The sequence below is a fragment of the Sphingomicrobium sediminis genome (genome assembly GCF_023805295.1).
In the GTDB taxonomy this organism is placed as follows: Bacteria; Pseudomonadota; Alphaproteobacteria; order Sphingomonadales; family Sphingomonadaceae; genus Sphingomicrobium; species Sphingomicrobium sediminis.
Genome location: NZ_JAMSHT010000001.1, coordinates 1,969,452 through 1,990,000, shown reverse-complemented (window position 1 = coordinate 1,990,000; position 20,549 = coordinate 1,969,452). Strand labels below are relative to the sequence as shown.

Below are 20,549 nucleotides of genomic sequence, written 5' to 3'. Positions count from 1 at the left end.
CCGGCGCGCAGGAAGTGAAGGTCACCGAAGCCGTCTTCACCTTCGTCGCCATCGACGAGAATGCCCGCCCGCGTCCGGTCGACCCGCCGGTCGGGCAGGATATCGCCTGATTTCCGCGCGCTAGCGGCGGGGGCGTCACAGCTCCGTCATGAAATCGAGATTCTCGCGTCAAGCTGACGGCACGAAGCCGTCATGCCGTCGGCATGTTCGCGTCACCTGCACTGCACGATAGCGTCAAACCCACATCCTACTCCGCTTCTCGAGACCGGGCGCCGCAGGGGGTTCCTTTGCGCCCGTTTCAGCGAAATCCAATCACTCGCCCGAGAGCGGAGACAAAGATGACCAACTTCAAGAATGTTCGTAACGTCCTGATGCTGACCGTGGCTGCCGGTGCGCTGGCTGCTTGCGGTGCCGACGATGTCGCCTCGCCCGGCGAAGGTGTGATCGTCGTCCCGACGCCCACCCCGACGCCGACGCCCACGCCGACGCCCACGCCGACCCCCACCCCGACGGGTGGCCCGGCCGCCGACTGCCCGACGGGCACCACCAATGCCGGCACTGTCGACGTCCTTGGCAACAGCGCCGACGAGCGCCGCGTCTGCCAGATTTCGGGCACCATCACGAGCGACCTGTTCCTGCCGAACAATGCCGGCACGATCTACTCGCTCTCGGGCAAGGTCCAGGTCGGCACCGATGCCGGCGGCGACGCCAACAACCCGACCGGTATGCAGGCCACGCTGACGATCGAAGAAGGCGTGACCATCTTCGGTGCCTCGGGCGCCGACTTCCTCGCCGTGAACCGCGGCTCGCAGCTCATCGTCGATGGCCGTGCCGACAATCCGGTCGTCATGACCAGCCGCGCCAACGTCGTCGGCGATGCCGTCGAAAGCTCGACCGGTGACTGGGGCGGCCTCGTCCTGCTGGGCCGCGCCCCGATCGGCGACTGCCTCTCGGGCACGCCCGCCACGCCGGAAAGCTGTGAATCGCCGGTCGAAGGCACGTCGGGTTCGCTCTACGGTGGTAACGCCGCCAACGACACGTCGGGCCGCATCGAATATCTGCAGGTTCGCTATGCCGGCTTCCAGGTCGACCTCAACAACGAGCTGAACGGCATCACGCTGGCAGGTGTTGGCGCCGGCACCATCTTCAACCACGTCCAGGTCCACAACAATTCGGACGATGGCATCGAGTGGTTCGGTGGCCGCGTGAACAACTACAACCTGGTCCTGACCGGCAACGAAGACGAAGCCATCGACTATGATTCGGGCTATCAGGGTCTCACCCAGTTCGTGATCATCGACAATACGTCGGGCCGCGGCGACAAGCTGATCGAGATCGACAGCTCGGACAAGCCGTTCGACAACATCCCGTCGACCGACGTCGAGATCCTCAACATGACCGCCGTCACCAGCGAAACCGGCAAGGTCATCAACGCCCGCGCCGGCACCGACCTGTCGATCTACAACTCGGTCGTCGTCACGGGCGGCGGCTTCTGCCTCGACATCGACAATAGCGAGACGGTCACCAACATGACCGACGAGGAAGCCACCCCGCTTCGCTCGGTCCTGCTCGACTGCGGCACGCCCGCTTATGACGACGGCAATGGCGGCGTCTCGGCAGCGACCATCGCTGCGCTGTTCGATGCCAACAGCAACGCCGACTACACCAACTCGCTGACCGACACCTTCGTCAATGGCGGCACGGAAGCTGCGGCCACTGCGGCTGCCGACTTCAGCGCGCTCGAGAATAGCGCCGCCGTCCAGGCCGCTGCCTATGTCGGTGCCGTGAACGGTGCGGCGGACACGTGGTGGCAGGGTTGGACCTGCGACCTTCCGGGCCAGGCCAGCTGCCTGGATATCCCGGCTGCCGGCAACTGATCCGCCGGTCCGCAAACTGAAGGATGGGGAGCGGCGGCGTCAGCTGTCGCTCCCTCTTCGCTACTTAATATGAAGCGCATGGAAGACATGTCATGACCAATCCCCAACTGATCACCGCTTTGCTCGCGACGACCGCGCTTCTCGGCCCGGCCCCGGCGCTCGCGCAGGCGACCCCGCCCTCGTCCGCATCGGCCAGCGATGTCGGCGATCCGCAGGATCCAAACCAGCAGCAGGACACGCTCGAGGCCGCCAATCCCGGCGCCGACGACCAGCCTGCAGGCCAGCCGGTCGAGATCTCCGGCCCCGGCGCCAATCGCGACGAGGGCGAGATCATCATCCGCGGCACCTATATTCCTTCGCCCGTCCGTGCGACGCCCGAAGTCGTCTCGGTCCTGTCGGCCGAAGACATTGCCCGTACCGGTGACGGCGACATTGCCGGCGCGCTCCAGCGCGTCACCGGCCTGTCGGTCGTTGGTGGTCGCTTCGTCTATGTCCGCGGTCTTGGCGAACGCTATTCCTCAGCGCTTCTCAATGGCGCACCGCTGCCCAGCCCCGAACCGCTGCGCCGCGTGGTCCCGCTCGATCTCTTCCCCACCTCGATCATCGCTTCGACGGTCGTCCAGAAGAGCTATTCAGCCAACTATCCCGGCGAATTTGGTGGCGGCGTCATCAACCTCACTACCCGGTCGGCCCCTGAAGAAGGCTTCCTCTCGGTAGGCGGCGGCATCGGCTACGACACCGAAACCTCGCTCAATTTGGGCTATACCTATTTCGGCAGCTCGACCGATTTTCTCGGCTATGACGATGGCAACCGCACGCTTCCCAGCGTCGTCCAGAACGCCTTCGACAGCGGCAATCGCATCATCTCGGGTGCCGATTTCTCGCAGCAGGACATCAAGAATATCGCGACCAGCCTCGACAATGCGTCGACCTCGCTGATCCAGAAGACCTACGACGTGCCCGTCAATTGGTCGGGCGATATCGCCGCGGGTGAGACCTTCGACATCGGCGGCGCCGATCTCGGCCTCATCGCGGTCGGTGGCATTTCGAACAGCTGGCGTACGCGTGGTGGTGTCCAGCAGGCCGGCACGCGCGGCGGCAATGACGAACTCGTCGCCTCGTCTGACTTCGACTATCTGTCGACCCAGAACCGCGTCGTCGTGAACGGCATGACCAGCGCTGCGCTCAATGTCGGCGACCAGAAGGTCCGCCTGACCGGCGTCTATATCCGCGACGTGCTCAAGGAAGCGCGCGCTTCGATCGGTAACGCCTTCGATTCTGTCCAGCCCTCGGCGGAACGTCCCGACGAGACGATCCAGACCGGCGCCACCAACTATTTCGAGCGCGAGCTGTATGACGCGCAGGTTGTCGGCGAATTCCAGTTCGGCGATTTCAACATCGACCTTCGCGGCTCCTACGCGAAGACCCGTCGCGATTCGCCCTATGAGCGTCGCTATTCCTATCTCTTCGACGACGAGATTGGCGACTATGTGAACGACCTTCGTTCGCCGGCCCAGAATGCGACCCTGTCCTTCTCGGAGCTGGATGACGAGCTGTGGTTCGGCGCGGTCGACGTGGCCTATTTCCTGCCCACGGCCATGCCGATCACCCTGTCGGCGGGCTATGCCTATACCGACAACACCCGTTCGGCGATCCGCCGAGATTTCGACTTCCGTCCGGTCGCTTCGCTTCCCGATACGGTGGCGCAGCAGCGCATCGACTATCTGCTGAGCGACTTCAACATCCAGACGTTCGACATCCTGCTTCGTGAAACGACCGGCGGCCTCGGCTCGGCGGCCTATGATGCGGGCCTCGAAGTGCAGGGTGCCTACGGCATGGTCGAGATCGAACCGACCAGCGACATCCTCGTGAACCTCGGCGTTCGCTATGAGGATGGCACTCAGACGGTCACGCCGCAGATCCTGTTCGGCCAGCCTGCAGCCGACCCAACGCTGATCGCCAATGATTATTGGCTCCCGGCTGGGACGATCACCTGGAACTTCGCCGACGACATGCAGGTGCGTGTCGGCGCTTCGAAGACGATCGCTCGCCCGCAGTTCCGCGAACTGGCGCCGCAGCCTTATGTCGACTTCGAGACGCAGCGCACCTTCTTCGGCAACCAGTATTTGCAGGACAGCGAGATCCTGAATATCGATGCGCGCTACGAATATTATTTCCCACGCGACCAGATTTTCAGCCTCGCTGCCTTCTACAAGGAAATCGACAATCCGATCGAAACGATCGCGGCCAATGTCGGCTCGTCGCTCCTGTCGACCTTCGCCAATGCGCCGAAGGCCGAATTGTACGGCGCCGAAGTCGAGTTCCGGAAATATCTCCCCTTCTACGACCTCGGGTTCGAAGAAGGCTTCCTGTCGGATCGTCGCATCACGCTGATCACCAACTACACCTATACGGACTCGGAGCTGTTCTTCCCGGACGGCGAAACCTCGATCCTTTTCTCGAGCCCGACCGAAATTGCGGTCGACCAGGTGTTCGACACGACCCAGACCCTCGGACTCACCGGTCAGTCGGAGCATCTCGTCAACCTGCAGTTCGGCTTCGAGCATGAAGATCGCCTGTCGCAGCAGACGGTGATCCTGACCTACGCGTCGGATCGTTCGACCAATCGCGGTCCGAACCGGACGCCCGACTTCATCGAAAAGCCCGGCATCCAGCTCGATGTCGTGCTGCGCGAAGCAGTCGACCTTGGCGGCACGTTGGTCGAGTTGAAGGCCGAAGGCCGCAACCTGCTCGGCACCGATTATGAGGAAGTGCAGACGCTCAATGGAAGCGAACTGATCATCCAGAATTATGATCGTGGCCGCACCTTCTCGCTTTCGGCGACGATGACCTTCTGATCGACGCACATCGATCGGTCCCCGCTGTCGGGTAGCCGACACAAGGTGTTGAAAAGAGGCCGGTTTCCTGAAAAGGGAGCCGGCCTTTCTTTCTGTCTAAAATCTGTAAAAAACAAGTCTTGAAAGAGTCTTTCCTTTACCTCAGACCTAAACGGAGCCCGGGGAGTTCACGAATGCCGAACCCGATTCTGAATTGGCGCGCCAAGCGTCGCCAAGGCGCCCTTCTTGCGGGCGTGCCGCGGCTTGTCCGGCTCGTACTCATCGCCATTCTCGCAGCCCTGCTCGCCCGTTTGTTCTGGGTCATCGTCACCCCCGTTGGCCCGGTCGGCGACTGGCGCGCGCCGACGCCGCGCCTGCTGTCCGAGGCCGAACAATCCGCCTTGCTCTTGCGCGTCGACCCCTTCCCGCAAAGCGCCGCCAGCGCGCAGGCCGGCGAAGGCGTGACCGATCTCGAACTCGAACTGTTCGGCATTCGCGAGAATCGCGGCGCCGGTACTGGCAGCGCCATCATCGCCGGATCGGACGGCGAACAGGTCAGCTACGCGGTCGGCGAGGAAGTCGCCCCCGGCGTCACGCTCGCCGCCGTCGCCTTCGACCATGTCGTGCTCGACCGCGGCGGGGTGCGAGAGCGGCTCTATATCGACAACAGCATCCCGGCCGAGACGGTGAGCGTTGTCGGCGGCCCGCCCGCCGGCACCGAAGCCGCCGTCGCTGCGGCCATTCCCAACCTTCGCCTGCTGCCGCGCACCACCGGCAATCGCATTACCGGCGCGCGCCTGCCGCTCGATGTCGAGCCGCAAATGCTCAGCTTCTTTCGTTTCCAGCAGGGCGACGTGATCGTCGGCGTCAATGGCGCGCCGATCAACAGCCAGTCGGACATCGATGAACTCAAAGCCAGCCTCAAACCTGCCGCCCGCCTCGCGCTCGATGTCGAGCGCGGCGACGGCGTCGTGACCGTTTCGGTCAACCTCTAGACCTCGAGATGAAGACGCACCTTATGCTGACCAAGAAAATCGCCCTCGCCACAGCCGCTTTGATGATCGCGGCGGCCCCGGTGCCGGCCTACGCGCAATATATGCTCAACATGCGCGATGCCGACGTGCGCGCCTTCGTCGACGATGCCGCGCGCGTGACGGGCCTCACCTTCGTGGTCGACAGTCGGGTGAACCAGAATATCAGCGTGGTGACCAACCGCTCGCTGTCGCGCTCGGAATATTTCGAGGTGTTCCTGGCCACGTTGCGCGCCAACGGCCTCGTCGCCATTCCCATTCCCGGCGGCTATCGCATCCAGCCCGCCCAAGGCGCCGCGACGCAGCCGAGCCGCACCGGCCTTGCCGGAAGCGCACAGAACCAGTTCGTGACGGAGATTTTCCGCCTGCGCACGGTCGAGGCGGCAGCAGCGATCGAAACGCTGCGCCCGCTCGTCTCGAGCGAAGGGTCGATCACCGCCAATCGCAACGCCAACAGCCTCGTCATTGCAGATTATGCCGACAATGTGCGCCGCATCCGCGCGCTGCTGCAGCGTCTAGATACCGACACCAGCTCGAGCGATGTCGTCTATCTCCAGAATGCCGGCGCGCGCGAGATTGCCGAGGCTCTGGCCGCCCTTAACGAGCAGGGCGGCGACCTCGCCGCACCGGTCGGTGTGAGCGCCATCGACAGCGCCAATGCACTGGCGCTGCGTGGGCCCTCCGAAGCCGTCGAGCGCTACGCGGACCTTGCCCGCGAGCTCGACATGCGCGCCGCGGGCGGCTCGCAGATCCGCGTCTACTGGCTCGAACATGCCGATGCCGAGGCGATGCTGCCGGTGCTCCAGCAATTGCTCGGCCAGCCGATCACGACCACTTCCGAAGCGCCCGCCTTCCTCACCTCGCAGGATGGCGAGAGTACGGGCGCCGGTCCGCGCAGCCAGCCCGCACCGCAAACCGCATCGACCGTAACGACCAGCACCAGCAATAACGGCATTGTCCAATACGGGCCGGCCGTCGTCACCCGCTACACCGGCACCAACGCGATCATCATCGCCGCCAATCCCGAAGTGCAGCGCCAGGTCGGCGAGGTCATCCGCCAGCTCGACACGCGCCGCGAACAGGTACTGGTCGAGGCGATCATCGTCGAAATCGGCGACAATGCCGCGCGCCAGCTGGGCGTCCAGTTCCTGCTTGCAGGCGAGGACAGCCCGTTCCTCGCCGCCAACTATTCCAACGCGCAGCCCAACATCCTCGCCATCGGCGGCGCCATCGCCAATTACGAACTTGGCCGCGAGACGAGCGTCTCCGACGAAGGCGTCGTCACCACCACGATCGACAGCCCGCTCGGCGACGGCGTGACCGAGGCCGCGGTCCAGTCCGCGCTGAGCTCCACGGGCGGTCTTGCCGGCGGGGTCGTCAATCTTGCGGGCAATGCCTTGTTCGGCGCGATCATCAATGCGGTCGAATCCGATACCGAGAGCAACATTCTCTCGACGCCCTCGACCGTCGTGCTCGACAATCAGGAGTCGAGCCTGCTCGTCGGCCAGGAAGTGCCGATCACCACCGGGGAAGCGCTCTCGACCAATTTCGACAATGCCTTCCGCACCGTCGAGCGCCAGAATGTCGGCATCCAGCTCGACGTCAAACCGCAGGTCAATTCGTCGGGCTCGGTCAAGCTCTTCATCCGCCAGGAAGTTTCGAGCGTCGCCGGCCCGGTTGCCAGCGGATCCTCGGACCTCGTCATCAACAAGCGCGAGTTCAAGACGGTCGTCACGGTCGACGATGGCGAGATCCTCGCGATCGGCGGCCTGCTTGACGAAGCCGAGCGCAACACGATCGAGAAGATCCCGCTGCTGGGCGACATCCCGCTCATCGGCGAATTGTTCAAATCGCGCTCGCGGTCGAAGTCGAAGACCAATCTCATGGTCTTCATCCGCCCGACCATCATCCGCGACAGCGACGATGCCCGAGCCATGACCGCGCGCCGCTACGGCTACATGCGCAACGCTCAATATTATAACGATCCCGATGTCGAGCCCGCGCTCGATACGCTGGTCCGCGATTATCTCGGCGCCGTTCCGCCGGTCGCCGCGCCGCTCGCTCCGGGCGATGTCGTCGTGCGGCCCTCGACCGTGCAGGACGTTGACGTCCCGCCGGCCGAGCCGATGGGCGAAAATATCCTGACCGATCCTGCAGACGAGGAGACCATCCAATGATGATCATCCGACGCCGCAACCGCGACCCGATCGACGAGCCGGGCGATTTCGTCATCGAGGAGCAGAAGCCCACGCCCGGCACGATGGCGCTCGACGAACCGCGCGCCGAAGTGCCGATGTCGGCAGTGATCGACATTCCTTATGCCTTCGCGCGCGAACATAGCGTGGTGATCCGCCCCGACAGTGAGAACGGCCTCACTCTGGCCGTGAAGGAAGGCGCCGATCCGTCGATCCTCATCGAGGTTCGCCGCTATCTTGCCCAACCCTTCGCCATCGACTTTGTCGACGAAGGCGAATTCAACCGCCTGCTCCACGGCCGCTATGCCGGTGGCGCTGCCGAAGGGCTCGCCGAAATGAGCGGCGGCGGTGACGAGCTGGACGAACTGGCCAGCGGCATCCCGAGCGCCGAAGACCTGCTCGATTCGAGCGATGACGCACCCGCCATCCGCCTTATCAACGGCATCATCGCCGAAGCCGTCCGTCTCGGTGTCTCCGACATCCATATCGAGCCCTATGAAAGCGGCCTCGTGGTCCGCCTGCGCCGCGACGGCGTGCTCAAGGAGCATTTGCGCATGCCCGCGCACGCCGCCCCCGTGGTGGTGAGCCGCATCAAGGTCATGGCGCGCCTCGACATTGCCGAGCGCCGCGTGCCGCAGGATGGCCGTATCGCGCTGAAGCTTGGCGGTCGCCAGCTCGATGTACGCGTCTCGACCCTGCCCAGCCGCGCCGGCGAACGTGTCGTCATGCGTATTCTCGACAAGGAGAATGCCGGCCTGTCGATCGACCTGCTCGGTATCCACGGCACTGCCGACGAGATCCTCCGCGAAGCGCTGGGCGAGCCCAACGGCATCATCCTCGTTACCGGCCCCACCGGCTCGGGCAAGACGACGACGCTTTACGCCGCGCTCCAGCATTTGAACGATGGCCAACGCAACATCCTCACCGTCGAGGATCCGGTCGAATATTCGATCGATGGCATCGGCCAGACGCAGGTGGATTCGAAGGTCGGCATGAGCTTTGCCGCGGGCCTTCGCGCCATTCTCCGCCAGGATCCCGACATCGTCATGGTCGGCGAAATCCGCGACAAGGAAACCGCCGATATTGCGGTGCAGGCCTCGCTGACCGGCCACCTCGTCCTCTCGACCGTCCATACCAACGACGCGGTCGGCGCGATCACGCGCTTGCGCGACATGCGGATCGAGCCCTTCCTCATCGCCTCGACGCTCCGCGCCGTGGTCGCCCAACGCCTCGTGCGCCGCCTATGCATGAATTGCCGCGAAGCCGTCCCGGCGGACCGCAGCGTCGCTGCGTTGCTTGGCTTCGACGAGGGCGAGACCGTCTATCGCGCGCAGGGCTGCGCGGAATGCTCCAATACCGGCTTCAAGGGCCGCATCGGCGTGTTCGAGGCGGTCAAGGTCGACAGCACCATCCGCCGCCTCATCGCCGATGGCGGCGACGAAGCGGTGATTGCGCGTCATGCCTTCCTCAATTCGCCCAATCTCGGCTCGGCAGCACGCAAGCTGGTGCGCTCGGGCGAAACCACGCCCGAGGAAGCCATCCGCATCTCGCGTCACGAGGATGAAGGCGAGGCAGAACAAGGCTGATGGCCGGGCTCTACGCCTATCTCGCCGTCGATGCGCGCGGGCGCGAGAAGCGCGGCATGATCCGCGCCGCCAATGACGGCGAAGCGCGCGCTGCATTGGAGCAGCGCCGCCTTGTCCCCGTGCGCGTCGCGGTGGCCGAGGAAAAAGCCGTGTCGGGCGGTGGCCTCAGCCTGTCGCGCGAGGCCAAGTTCAACGCCAAGCAACGCGTGCTGTTCACCCGCCAGCTGGCGACCCTCATCAAGGTCTCGCCGATCGAGGAGGCACTGCGCACCATCGCGCGGCAGACCGACAAGCCCGCCATGCGCGGCATCGTCACCCGCGTCGCCGATCGCGTCGTCGAAGGGCGGCGCCTCGCCGATGCACTCTCATCCGAACCCAAGAGTTTCGACCCGCTCTACCGCGCCATGATCGCGGCGGGCGAAAGTTCGGGCACGCTGCCCGAACAATTGAACCGTCTCGCCGCGCTGCAGGAGCGCCAGGCCGAAATGCGTTCCAAGCTGGTCAGCGCGCTCGCTTATCCTGCCGTTCTCACCCTCGTCGCCATCGGCGTCGTCGCCGCGCTCATGATCGCGGTCGTGCCCAAGGTAGTCGAACAGTTCGAGGATGTCGGCCAGCAACTGCCGCTCCTCACCCGCATCGTCATCGCTATCAGCGACTTCCTCGCAGGCTATTGGTGGGTGCTGCTCGGCGCAATTGCGCTGTCCGTGATCGGCACTGCAACCGCGATGCGCAACGAGGCCTTTCGCCTGCGCTTCGACACCGCCCTGTTGAAACTGCCCTTTTTCGGTCGCCTGCTGCGCGACCTCAATGCCGCCCGCATGGCGCGGACGCTCGCCACGATGGTCGAGGCGCGCCTGCCGCTGGTCGAGGGTCTGCGCCTGACTGCCCGCACCATCTCCAATCGTCGCCTCGCCCAAGCAACGCGGCAGATGGAGGAAGAAATTCGCGGTGGCGGCAGCCTGTCGGGCGCGCTTCGCCGTACCGGCATGTTCCCGCCTTTGCTGGTCCACCTCACCGCCAGCGGCGAGAGCGCCGGCCAACTGGGCCCCATGCTCGGCCAGGCCGCCGACTATCTCGAACGCGAATTCGATACCTTCACCAGTTCTGCGCTCGCCTTGCTCGAGCCGCTGATCATCATCATCATGGGCGCCGTCGTCGCCGCCATCGTGCTCGCGATCCTCATGCCCATCCTGCAACTCCAGACCCTGATCGGAAGCTAGTTTCATGACGTCCAAGACCCAGCCCAAACGCCGCAAGAAAAACGGCTTCACCCTCGTCGAACTGATGGTCGTCATCGTCATCATCGGCCTGCTCGGCACCGTCGTCATGCTCAACGTCCTGCCCGCGCAGGACCAAGCCCAGCGCACTGCCGCGCAGGCCAATATCAGCCAGCTTGAAAATGCGATGGAGCAGTATCGCATCGACAATTTCACCTATCCGACCAGCATCGAGGCGCTGAAAACCCCGCCCGCCGACCTGGCCCAGCCCGACCGCTACCGCCCGGGCGGCTATGTCCGCGACATTCCGGAAGATCCGTGGGGTCGCCCGTTCCAGATCCAGGTGCCGGGCCGCGATGGTCGTCCCTTCGACATTTACAGCCTCGGCGCCGATGGCCAGCCGGGCGGCGAAAACGAGAATGCGGACATCTACGCCCCCTAAACCGACCCGCAACGGCTTCACCCTGGTGGAGCTGATGGTGGTGCTCGTCCTCATCGGGCTTGCCGCGAGCGCAGTCGTGTTGACGCTGCGCCCGAGCGATGTGGCGCGCGACGAAGCCGTCATGCTCGCCGGCCGCATTGCCGCGGTGCGCGACGAGGCCGTCCTGCGCGGCCGGCCGACCGGCATTTGGGTGACGACCTCCGGTTTCGGGTTCGAACAATATCGCAATCGCGAATGGGAAGTGCTCGAGGCGCGCCGCTTCGATGGTCGCCAGGCCTTTCGCGGCGGGGTCACTGCCAGCACAGGGGAAGCCGGGCGCGTCGGCATCCGCTTCGACAATCTTGGCATGCCGAGCGCCCCGAGCATCGTTCAGCTGACCGGTCCCGAGGGCCGCATCGCCACCGTCTCCGTCGCCGCCAACGGGCGGGTGGAGGCCAATTGATGCGCGTGCCCGCCGACCAGAAGGGCTTCACGCTCATCGAGATGCTCGTGGCCTTGAGCGTCTTCTCGATTGCCGCGCTCGCCTTGCTGCGCATCGATGCCTATGCGGTCGGCACCGCCGCCAATCTCACCGAGAATGGCATGGCGCGATTGGTCGCGCGCAACGAAGCGGCGCTCGTCGCGTCCGAGCCGGGACGCCCGGAAGATACGAGCCGCACGCTCGTCAATGGCGGCCAGCAATTCGCCGTCCTCACCAATGTCGCCAATACGGCCGACCCGCGTTTCGTCACCGTCACCATCACCGTGCGTCCGCTGGCCGGCGGCCCCTCGCAGCGTCTCGTCACGGTCAAGAGGATCGACGCGTGAGGAAAAACGGCTTCACCCTCATCGAGATGCTCGTCGGGCTCTCCATCTTTGCGCTGCTCGCCAGCGCCGGGGTTGGGCTGCTGCGCGCCAGCGCCGATACGCAGGCCGTGGTCGATCGTTCGCTCGCCGAACAGGCGGAAGTGGAGCGCATCGCCCTCCTGCTCGACGCCGATCTGTCGCAAGTCGCGCTGCGTCCGCGCCGCGATGCCAATGGCGGCGATCGCCCTGCATTTACCGGCGATCCGAACGGCATGGATTTCGTCCGCGCCGGTGTCGTCGCACTTGATGCCGCCCCCACGAGCGACCTCAGGCGCATCGGCTGGACGGTCGAGAATGGGCGCCTCGTTCGCCTGACCTTCGATGCGGTCGACGGGCCTGCCGACCGCCTGCCCGAGGCCGTGTTGATGGAAGACGTATCGGGCTTCTCGCTCGCCTATCGCAACCTGTCCGGCGGCTGGTCGGCAACCTGGCCCGACGGAAGCGGCGAAGCGCTGCCACGCGCTGTCCGCCTGACCCTCGCAAGCACGCGCCAGCCGCAGACCGAGTTCATCGTCGCCCTGCCCCCGCTCGTCGGCTTCGACCGCGACACGGATAGCGAAGTGGAGGCGGCCGAATGAAGACCAGCGAACGCGGCACCGCGCTACTTTCCGTCTTGCTGATCGTCGCCGTGATGGCCGCCATCGCCGCAACCGCGCTCGACCGGCTGAGCCTCTCGACACGGCTGGCGGGCAATGCCGGCGTCGCCATGCAGGGCCGCCAATGGCTCGTCATGGCCGAGCAGCTTGCACAGGCGCGGCTGGTCGATGCCGCCTCGCTAACCGGCGCGCAGCAGGCGCAAGTCCTCGGGGTCGAACGCAGTATCGAACTACCGGACGGCCAGACCGTGACCGCGCGCATCGAGGACGGCAGCAATTGCTTCAACGTGAACAGCCTGGTGCGCCAGCGCCGCGACGGGACCTTGAGGGCGACCGCGCGCCGCGTCTTCCAGTTTCGCGATTTCCTTCAGCTGATCGGCCTTCCCGAGAGCCGCGCCCAGCAACTCGCCGATGCAGCGGGCGACGCGCTCGACAGCAATGACAATCCCCGCCCGCTCGGCAGCGAGCGCATGGCGGATGGCAGCCTGGTGCCCAATCGCGCCGTCGCCAGCCCCGATGAGCTGGCCGGTATCGAGGGCATGGACGTCGCGACCTGGGAAATCGTCCGCCCGTGGCTCTGCGCCCTTCCCTCGCACGAGGCGAATAGCGTGAACGTCGAAACGCTGCGGCCCGAACAGGCTGCCTTGCTGGCGATGCTCGCGCCCGAGCAGATCAGCCTCAGCGCAGCGCGCGCCCAGATCGCCTCGCGACCGCGCGCCGGCTTCGGCTCGGTGGTCGACTTCTGGAATACGGGCCCGCTCTCCGGGGTTGACCTGCCGCGCCAGCGGTCCCAGCAGGTGACGGTCGAGACCGGGACGTTCCGATTGATCACCCGCGTGGGGGAAGGGGATAGCGAGTTGCAGCAAGTGTCGCTCTTCACCGTCGAAAACGGGGTCGCACAGCTCCATGCGAGGCGCTGGGCGGAGGCGCTCTAGTCATGCGCAGCCTCATCCTCTTCCTTCCCGACGATCCGGGTAGCGACGGCACCGCCGCATGGTGGGACGTCAGCGAGGAAGGCGTCATCGCCCACGGCGTCGATGCCGACTGGATCGCACGCCTCGAAAATGTCGATCGCACGATCGGGCTCGCCGGTCCGGAAGCGGTCCGCCTCGACCTCATTCCAGGCTGCGACGTCGCCAGCGCCCAGTTGCGCACGGCCGCACGTCTGAAAGCCGAAGCTGCTGCCCTCGGCCCCGATCCGCATGTCGTCATCAGCGCACCGCCGAGCGAGGCCGACCCGGCCTGGAAAGCGGTGACCGACGCTAGCGACATGAATGGCTGGATCGCGTGGGGCGAGGCGCATGGCGCTGCGCTCGACATGATCGTTCCCTTTGCATCCCTGATGCCGCTCGACGGTGACTGGCACGAAGCGCGCATTGCCGGTCGCACCATTCTTGCCCGCGACGGCATGGCCATCGGCGAGGATCCTGCCTTGGTTGAAGCCCTGGTGGGCGAGGACTTCGTCGACACGATCGACCATCACCAATTGGCGAACCTGCTGGTTGCCGGCGCTGCAAACCCGCCGGTCGACTTGCGCAGCGGGCGCTTCGCCATGCGTCGCCGCTGGAAACCCGACCGCCGGATCGTCAAGCAACTGGCCTGGCTCACCGCCGCCATCATCCTCGTCGCCGTCCTCATCCCCGTCGGCAAGGCCCTACGCTGGGAGGCCGAGGCGGACCGGCTCGATCGCGACAGCGCCGCCATCGCAACCGCAGCGCTCGGCCAGCCGGTCACTGCGGATGCGGCGCAGGCACGGCTGGAAGTCGCGCTCGCCGACCGCGCGCTTGGGCCCGGAGCGGCGCAGCTGATCGCCAGCCTGCTGGCCGAAATCGAACAGGAGCCGATGATCGGTGCGACGCTGATCGGCGTCGAACCGGCCGGTATCCTGACCGCACGCCTCAGTTCGCCCGATATGGACTCGATCAATCGCCTGCTCGTGGCGCTGCAGCGCCGCGGCTGGAATGTGATCGCCAACCCGATCGACGCAGCCGACGGGCGCGCGACGGTCGACCTGACGATGCAGGGGGCTGGCTGATGGAAGGCTTGCGCAACTGGTATCTCGCATTGTCGCGCCGCGAGCAGGTCATGGTCCTCGCCATGTTGGCGATCGCCGCACCCGTCCTGCTCTGGCTCGCCGTCATTCGCCCGGTCAACGCCTGGCACGACAGCGCACGCGACGAGTTCGTCGTCGCGAGCGAGCGCTATGGCAATGTTCGTGCACTCGCGCTGGCCCTCGAACAGGGCGAGGATGACGCGCCGGTCGCCGCCTTTGCCGGCACCGTGTCCGATTATGTCTCGGTAAGCGCGGCGCAGGCTGGGTTCGCGCTCACGCGCAATGTCGAAGCAGGCCCCGACCGCACCGATATCGGCATCGCCCAGGCACAGGCGCAGGCCGCGCTGACCTGGATCGACCAGCTCCGCGCATCGGGTCTGCGCATCGAGAGCGTGCGGCTCACCGACAATGGCGAAGGCGGCGTCGCCGTCGACCTGATCGTCGCACGGGGGCGCCAATGAACCGCCGCATCCTCATCGTGAGCCTCGGCGTCTTCGCGTTGGCGCTGGCGGTGCTGTTTCCGCTGCGCCTCGCCCTTGGCGGCGCGCTCGGTAGCGAGTCCCCGCTCTCTGCGCGGCAAGTCGCCGGATCGATCTGGGCCGGCCGCGTCGGCGATGCGATGATCGGCCCCGAACGGCTCGGCACCTTCGATGTGGGCCTCAAGCCATTGCCGATCCTCACCGGGCAGCAGCATGCCATGTTCGAGCGCCTCAACGATCCCGACGGCCCGCTCAGCGGCACCTTGCTTCCCGATCCCGACAATCCGGGCGTCATCGGCCTCAGCGGCCAGCTTGGCGCGTCACGCCTGCTCGACCCGCTGCCCATCGATTCGCTCATCTTCGACAATGCGACCGCCCGGTTCGAGAATGGCAGCTGCGCCGGTGCGAGTGGCACCATGACTGCCGTGCCCGCAGGCGCAATCCGTCCCTTGGTGCCGAGCCTCACCGGTCCGCTCAGCTGCGCAGAGGATGGCCGTCTCCAGCTCTCGCTCCTGGGCGGCGAGGCGACGCTCGACATCTTTATCAATGCGAACGGCGAGGCCGAAAGCATCCTCGACATCGCCAATGTCCCACCGGCACTAGCCGTCCCGCTCGGCAGTGCGGGTTTCATCTCGCAAGGCAATGGTGTTCGGCTGGTCGGGGGCGGAAGACTGCTTTGACCTTGCCGATCGACCCGACGCTTGCGATTGCGCTCGGGCTATTGCTGGGCGCGATCGTTGGCAGCTTCCTTGCCACCGTCATCCGCCGCGCAGAACATGACGAAAGCGCGCTGAAAGGCCGGTCCGCCTGCGAAGCCTGCGGACGAAAACTCGAGATCCTCGAACTCATTCCTGTCCTCAGTCACCTCGTCCAGCGCGGTCGCTGCCGGGGTTGTAGCGCACGCATCTCGCGCGAGCATCTTGCCGTCGAACTTGCCGCCTTGGCCATCGGCGGCGGCGCGATGGCGCTGTTCCCGGACCTGCGCGGAGCGACGCTCGCACTGACGGGCTGGCTACTGCTTGGATTGGGTTGGCTCGATGTGCGCTATCGCTGGCTCCCCGACAGCATGACCGCGGCAGTCGCTATCCTAGGCATTATCGCCGCGGAGGGCATCACCTTTGTCCCGTTGGCGGATCGCCTGCTCGGCGGGGCGATCGGCTTTGCCGTACTCGCCTTCATTCGCAGCGCCTATGCCCGCGCCAAGGGCCATGAGGGCATGGGCGCGGGCGATCCAAAGCTGATGGGCGCCATTGGCCTCTGGACCGGCTGGGCCGGACTAGCGCCAGTGCTGCTGGTTGGCAGTTCGGGGCTCGTCGCGCTCGCCGTACTGACCGGTCGGCATCGCGAAGAGGGCTATGAATATCCGCTCGGCAGCGGGCTCGCCGCCGCCGGTGCGGTGATGATGATCCTGCTGGCCGTGCGCGCCGCCTAGGCGGCGTCGGCCTCGTCATCATCCGAGGAAATGGCCGGCGGCAGCGCGTCGATCGGCATGCCGCCATCGCTGTCGTCCGACTTCTTGCGGCGCGGCTGGCGCTTCGGCTTTTCGGCCTTGTCCTGCTGCTGCTCACTATCCTGGTTGTCGTCCGACTTCTTGCGACGCAGCTGGCGCTTGGGCTTGTCCTGCGCCTGTTCCTCGTCCGAATTGTCGTCCTGCTGGCCCTGCTTCTTCTGCTGCTTGGCCTGCTGTTGCTGCTGGCGCTCTTCCTGCGCCGCGCGGACCTCTTCGAGGACGCGGAAATAATGGTCCGCAAACTGAAGGTAATATTCGGCTTGGACGCGGTCGCCGCTCATCTGCGCGTCGCGGGCAAGGCCCTTATATTTGTCGAGCAGCTGTGCTGCATTCCCGCTGTTGCGGTTGGTGTTGCGGTTGTTGTTACCGCCCCGCTGGCCACCGCGACCGCGGCGCCGGTTCTGACGATTACTGATCAAAATCTCGTCCCTTGCTTAGCGACGTTGCGCCACGCGCGAACGCCCGAAACGGCCGGGGCAAGGGGGCCTCCGACCGAGGCTCAGTCCCGATCCTGTGGCAGTCGTGCATGCCGGAAAAGGCATGGAGAGCACCGATGGGTCGGGAGTATGAAGCGGGGGTTTTGGCAACCAACGGTCGCAATTTCGCCCCGTTTCACCCTTGGATGTAGCGATTCGCAGGGGTGATTCCAAGCTTTTTATGGACTTATCGACGAACGGCCAATGCGCGGTCGCGTCCCGCCAGATCGCGGTGCAGGCTCGCTTTCAGCCCTGCTTGCTCGATAAGCGCGAAAACCGCATCCGCTTGGCGGTACCCGATCTCGATCACTGCCAATCCATCTTCGGCCATCAGAGCGGGTAATTGCGGGACGATCCGGCGATAGTCGTCGAGGCCATCTGCCCCGGCGAACAAGGCCTCGGTCGGCTCATGCGCGCGCACATCGGCGGCGACCTCGTCGTCCTCATCAGCGATATAGGGCGGATTGCACAGGATGAGGTCGAACCGCACCGACAGCCCCGCGCCCCAATCGCCCTGCTTGAGGACGACGCGGTCGCTCATGTCGAGCCGATCCGCATTGCGGCGGGCATAGTCCAGTGCAGTGGGTGACGCATCGACGCCGACGCCCTTGGCGTCGGGCCATTCGTCGAGCGCGGCGAGCAGCAGGCTGCCCGGTCCGGTCCCCAGGTCGAGGATGGTCTTGGGCCCGTCACCGCCCTTGAAATGCGCCACCGCCGCGTCGAGCAACGTTTCCGTGTCGGGGCGCGGGATAAGGACGCCGGGACCGACTTCCAGTTCGATCGTCCAAAAGGCGCGCATCCCGAGGATGTAGGCCAGCGGCTCGCCCGCCTCGCGGCGTTCGAGCAGTCCTTCGAAGCTGGCAGGAATGGCGGACAGGCCAGAGCCGAGAATGAGCCGCTCACGCGTCACGCCCAACGCTTCGGCCAGCAGCAATTCTGCATCGAGCATCGGCGTATCGCTGACATCGCGCAGCCTTTTTTCGGCCGCCATCAACGTCGCGGCAATCATTCGCCTTCTTCGAGCCCTGCCAGGCGCTGCGCCTCGTCCTCGCTGATCAACGCCTCGACCAGTTCACCCAGGCCCGAGCCTTCGAGGATGGCGTCCAGCTTGTGGAGGGTGAGGTTGATGCGGTGATCGGTCACGCGACCCTGCGGGAAATTGTAGGTACGGATGCGCTCGGAACGGTCGCCCGAACCAACCATCGACTTGCGCGCGCCCGAGCGTTCGGCATCGGCAATCGCACGCTCATGCTCGTAGAGACGCGTGCGCAGCACCTTCATGGCCTTGGCCTTGTTCTTGTGCTGCGACTTCTCGTCCTGCTGGCTGACCACGATGCCGGTCGGTATGTGGGTGATGCGCACTGCACTGTCGGTCGTGTTGACCGACTGGCCGCCAGGGCCGGAAGCACGGAACACATCGATGCGCAGGTCCTTCTCGTCGATCTGGACGTCGACCTCTTCGGCTTCGGGTAGCACCGCGACGGTAGCCGCCGACGTATGAATCCGCCCACCGCTCTCGGTTGCGGGGACGCGCTGGACGCGGTGGACGCCGCTTTCGAACTTCAGCTTGGCAAACACGCCATTGCCCTTCACGCTAGCCACCGCTTCCTTGTAGCCGCCGACGTCGGATGCACTGGCGCTGATCAGTTCGACCTTCCAGCCCTGCAATTCGGCATAGCGCTGGTACATGCGCAGCAGGTCGCCCGCGAACAAAGCGGCTTCGTCGCCGCCCGTCCCGGCACGCACTTCAAGCATCGCCGGTTTTTCATCGGCACTGTCCTTGGGCAGCATCAGCACGGCGAGCCCGCGTTCGGCCTTGGGGAGCTTCTCGTTGATTTCCGAAAGCTCTTCCTCGGCCATTTCCTTCATCTCGGGATCGTCGAGCATCTCGTCGAGATCGGCCTTTTCGGCGCGCAGGCGCTTGAGTTCGGCGGCGGCTTCGGCCACCGGCTCGACCTCGGCATATTCCTTGGAGAGCGCGACGAACTCCTGCGGGTCGAGATCGCCCGCTGCCATCGCTTCGGAGAGCTGCGCCTTCTTGGCGAGCAATTGCTCGATACGCTCGTCGCTGACCGTCGCCATTATTCTTCCTCGTCCTGGCCGAGCACGGCACGCATCTGGCGTTCGACGGCCAGCTCGGTAATCGTCTCGACCGCAGCAGCCGGCGCCAGCGCCTTCTGCTCGCCGGTCTCGAGGATCTTCACCTGCAATTCGCCGGCCTCGATCTCGTCATCGCCGATGATCACTGCCGCCAGTGCGCCTGCATTACTCGCCCGCGACATGCGCTTGCCCATCTTGCCGCTGGCAAACAGTTCTCCCGACAGGCCCGCCTTGCGCAATGCCGTCAGCACCGCGATGCCAAGCCCGCGCGCTGCATCGCCCATGGGTAATACGGCGGCATCGATCTGCTGTGTGAAATCGCCATCCAAGAGCATCGCCAGCCGTTCGATCCCGGCGGCCCAACCGACCGCCGGCGTGGACGGACCACCCAGCGCTTCGATGAGACCGTCATAGCGCCCACCCGCCAGCACCGTGCCCTGCGCACCCAGCTGGTCGGTGACGAATTCGAACGCCGTATGGCGATAATAATCGAGCCCGCGCACGAGGTGCGGGTCGAGCGTGTAGGCGACGCCTGCCGCGTCGAGCCCGGCCTTCACCTTGCCGAAAAAGTCCTCTGCTTCTGCGGTCAATTCCATGGTCGGCGCGCTGTCGGCAAAGGGCCGGTCGCGCGGGTCCTTGCTGTCGAGGATACGCAGCGGGTTCTTCTCGAGCCGCTCCTGGCTGTCTTCGCTCAGGTCGCCCCGATGACTCGCAAAATGCTCGACCAATGCGGCGCGCCAATTGTCGCGGCTTTCCGCGTCGCCGAGCGTGTTGAGCTTCAGGGTCACGCCCCCAATGCCCAGTTGGCTCAACAGTTGCGACCCGAACGCCAGCAGTTCGACGTCGACCAGCGGATCGTCGCTGCCGATTACCTCGGCGTCGAGCTGGTGGAACTGACGATAGCGGCCCTTTTGCGGACGCTCGTAGCGGAACGCCGCACCGTGCGTCGCGACCTTCATCGGGGCATGCTGCTGCCAGCCTTCGGAAATGAAGGCGCGCGAGATACCCGCGGTGAATTCGGGGCGCAGCGTTACCGAGCCTTCACTGCGGCTTTCGAAACTCCACATTTCCTTCGACACCACGTCGCTGGTCTCGCCCATCGAGCGGGCGAACACGCCGGTGGCCTCGAACATCGGTACTTCGACGCGCGAAAAGCCGTAGAGGCGACGCACCTGGTCGAAGGTCTGGACGACATGGTTGAAGCGCTCGGCCTCTTCGCCAAAGAGGCTCTGCGTGCCCTTGATCGGTCGGAATTTTTCCATGGGCACGGCGATTAGCCGCTAAAGCCCCTGCTTTCCACCGCT

At 65.3% G+C, this 20,549-nt stretch carries 20 protein-coding genes (1 of these 20 only partly in view); 16 read left to right on the top strand and 4 right to left on the bottom strand.

From position 1 onward, the window contains the following. The 16 genes from NDO55_RS10280 to NDO55_RS10205 all read left to right on the top strand — a co-directional run. A protein-coding gene (locus tag NDO55_RS10280; protein ID WP_252114943.1) for an acyl-CoA thioesterase crosses the window boundary here: on the top strand, positions 1 to 110 show its 3' end. 286 nt of this gene lie to the left of the window's left edge; only the last 110 of its 396 coding nucleotides appear in the window; its start codon lies off the left edge, out of view; the stop codon is at positions 108 to 110. A gap of 228 nt (positions 111 to 338) precedes the next feature. Continuing rightward, complete coding sequence (locus tag NDO55_RS10275; RefSeq protein ID WP_252114941.1) at positions 339 to 1,877, top strand: hypothetical protein; 1,539 nt, start codon at positions 339 to 341, stop codon at positions 1,875 to 1,877. 92 nt (positions 1,878 to 1,969) lie between these two features. Further along, on the top strand, positions 1,970 to 4,735 hold the full coding sequence (locus NDO55_RS10270) for a TonB-dependent receptor domain-containing protein (protein ID WP_252114939.1): 2,766 nt from the start codon (positions 1,970 to 1,972) through the stop codon (positions 4,733 to 4,735). A gap of 173 nt (positions 4,736 to 4,908) precedes the next feature. Beyond that, positions 4,909 to 5,709 (top strand): type II secretion system protein N, encoded by an 801-nt coding sequence (locus NDO55_RS10265; protein ID WP_252114937.1) that lies wholly within the window; start codon positions 4,909 to 4,911, stop codon positions 5,707 to 5,709. A gap of 26 nt (positions 5,710 to 5,735) precedes the next feature. Beyond that, entirely contained in the window at positions 5,736 to 7,922 is a 2,187-nt protein-coding gene (gene gspD / locus NDO55_RS10260; protein ID WP_425276901.1) for a type II secretion system secretin GspD, read from the top strand. Between the two features lie 83 nt (positions 7,923 to 8,005). Next, positions 8,006 to 9,526, top strand: coding sequence for a GspE/PulE family protein (locus tag NDO55_RS10255; protein WP_252115597.1), 1,521 nt, complete (start codon positions 8,006 to 8,008; stop codon positions 9,524 to 9,526). Then, positions 9,526 to 10,746, top strand: a complete 1,221-nt coding sequence (gene gspF, locus NDO55_RS10250) for a type II secretion system inner membrane protein GspF (protein ID WP_252114933.1) — start codon at positions 9,526 to 9,528, stop codon at positions 10,744 to 10,746. The genes NDO55_RS10255 and gspF overlap by 1 nt, the downstream gene beginning before the upstream one ends. A 4-nt stretch (positions 10,747 to 10,750) precedes the next feature. Further along, positions 10,751 to 11,185: a type II secretion system major pseudopilin GspG gene (gene gspG / locus NDO55_RS10245; protein WP_252114931.1), complete on the top strand. Its 435-nt coding sequence runs from the start codon at positions 10,751 to 10,753 to the stop codon at positions 11,183 to 11,185. Next, positions 11,163 to 11,627 carry a GspH/FimT family protein gene (locus tag NDO55_RS10240; protein WP_252114929.1) on the top strand — a complete coding sequence of 155 codons (465 nt, stop codon included), beginning with the start codon at positions 11,163 to 11,165 and terminating at the stop codon, positions 11,625 to 11,627. Before gspG ends, NDO55_RS10240 begins: the two co-directional genes overlap by 23 nt. After that, positions 11,627 to 11,992, top strand: a complete 366-nt coding sequence (gene gspI, locus NDO55_RS10235) for a type II secretion system minor pseudopilin GspI (RefSeq protein ID WP_252114927.1) — start codon at positions 11,627 to 11,629, stop codon at positions 11,990 to 11,992. Before NDO55_RS10240 ends, gspI begins: the two co-directional genes overlap by 1 nt. After that, entirely contained in the window at positions 11,989 to 12,609 is a 621-nt protein-coding gene (gene gspJ, locus NDO55_RS10230) for a type II secretion system minor pseudopilin GspJ (protein ID WP_252114926.1), read from the top strand. Before gspI ends, gspJ begins: the two co-directional genes overlap by 4 nt. Further along, positions 12,606 to 13,562 carry a type II secretion system minor pseudopilin GspK gene (gspK, locus tag NDO55_RS10225; RefSeq protein WP_252114924.1) on the top strand — a complete coding sequence of 319 codons (957 nt, stop codon included), beginning with the start codon at positions 12,606 to 12,608 and terminating at the stop codon, positions 13,560 to 13,562. The genes gspJ and gspK overlap by 4 nt, the downstream gene beginning before the upstream one ends. A 2-nt stretch (positions 13,563 to 13,564) precedes the next feature. Further along, positions 13,565 to 14,662: a type II secretion system protein GspL gene (gspL, locus tag NDO55_RS10220; protein ID WP_252114922.1), complete on the top strand. Its 1,098-nt coding sequence runs from the start codon at positions 13,565 to 13,567 to the stop codon at positions 14,660 to 14,662. Beyond that, positions 14,662 to 15,141, top strand: a complete 480-nt coding sequence (gene gspM, locus NDO55_RS10215; protein ID WP_252114920.1) for a type II secretion system protein GspM — start codon at positions 14,662 to 14,664, stop codon at positions 15,139 to 15,141. Before gspL ends, gspM begins: the two co-directional genes overlap by 1 nt. After that, positions 15,138 to 15,839, top strand: coding sequence for a type II secretion system protein N (gene gspN / locus NDO55_RS10210; protein WP_252114918.1), 702 nt, complete (start codon positions 15,138 to 15,140; stop codon positions 15,837 to 15,839). The genes gspM and gspN overlap by 4 nt, the downstream gene beginning before the upstream one ends. Further along, positions 15,836 to 16,591, top strand: a complete 756-nt coding sequence (locus tag NDO55_RS10205; RefSeq protein ID WP_252114916.1) for a prepilin peptidase — start codon at positions 15,836 to 15,838, stop codon at positions 16,589 to 16,591. The genes gspN and NDO55_RS10205 overlap by 4 nt, the downstream gene beginning before the upstream one ends. Here NDO55_RS10205 and NDO55_RS10200 read toward each other — a convergent pair. From NDO55_RS10200 to hisS, 4 genes are all read right to left on the bottom strand, one after another. Next, on the bottom strand, positions 16,588 to 17,088 hold the full coding sequence (locus NDO55_RS10200; protein WP_252114914.1) for a DUF4167 domain-containing protein: 501 nt from the start codon (positions 17,086 to 17,088) through the stop codon (positions 16,588 to 16,590). The two genes, NDO55_RS10205 and NDO55_RS10200, sit on opposite strands and share 4 nt — an antisense overlap. A 244-nt stretch (positions 17,089 to 17,332) precedes the next feature. Beyond that, positions 17,333 to 18,136: a peptide chain release factor N(5)-glutamine methyltransferase gene (gene prmC, locus NDO55_RS10195; RefSeq protein WP_252114912.1), complete on the bottom strand. Its 804-nt coding sequence runs from the start codon at positions 18,134 to 18,136 to the stop codon at positions 17,333 to 17,335. A gap of 14 nt (positions 18,137 to 18,150) precedes the next feature. Next, positions 18,151 to 19,227, bottom strand: coding sequence for a peptide chain release factor 1 (gene prfA, locus NDO55_RS10190; protein WP_252114910.1), 1,077 nt, complete (start codon positions 19,225 to 19,227; stop codon positions 18,151 to 18,153). Beyond that, complete coding sequence (hisS, locus tag NDO55_RS10185; RefSeq protein WP_252114908.1) at positions 19,227 to 20,507, bottom strand: histidine--tRNA ligase; 1,281 nt, start codon at positions 20,505 to 20,507, stop codon at positions 19,227 to 19,229. The genes prfA and hisS overlap by 1 nt, the downstream gene beginning before the upstream one ends. Positions 20,508 to 20,549 lie beyond the last annotated feature (42 nt).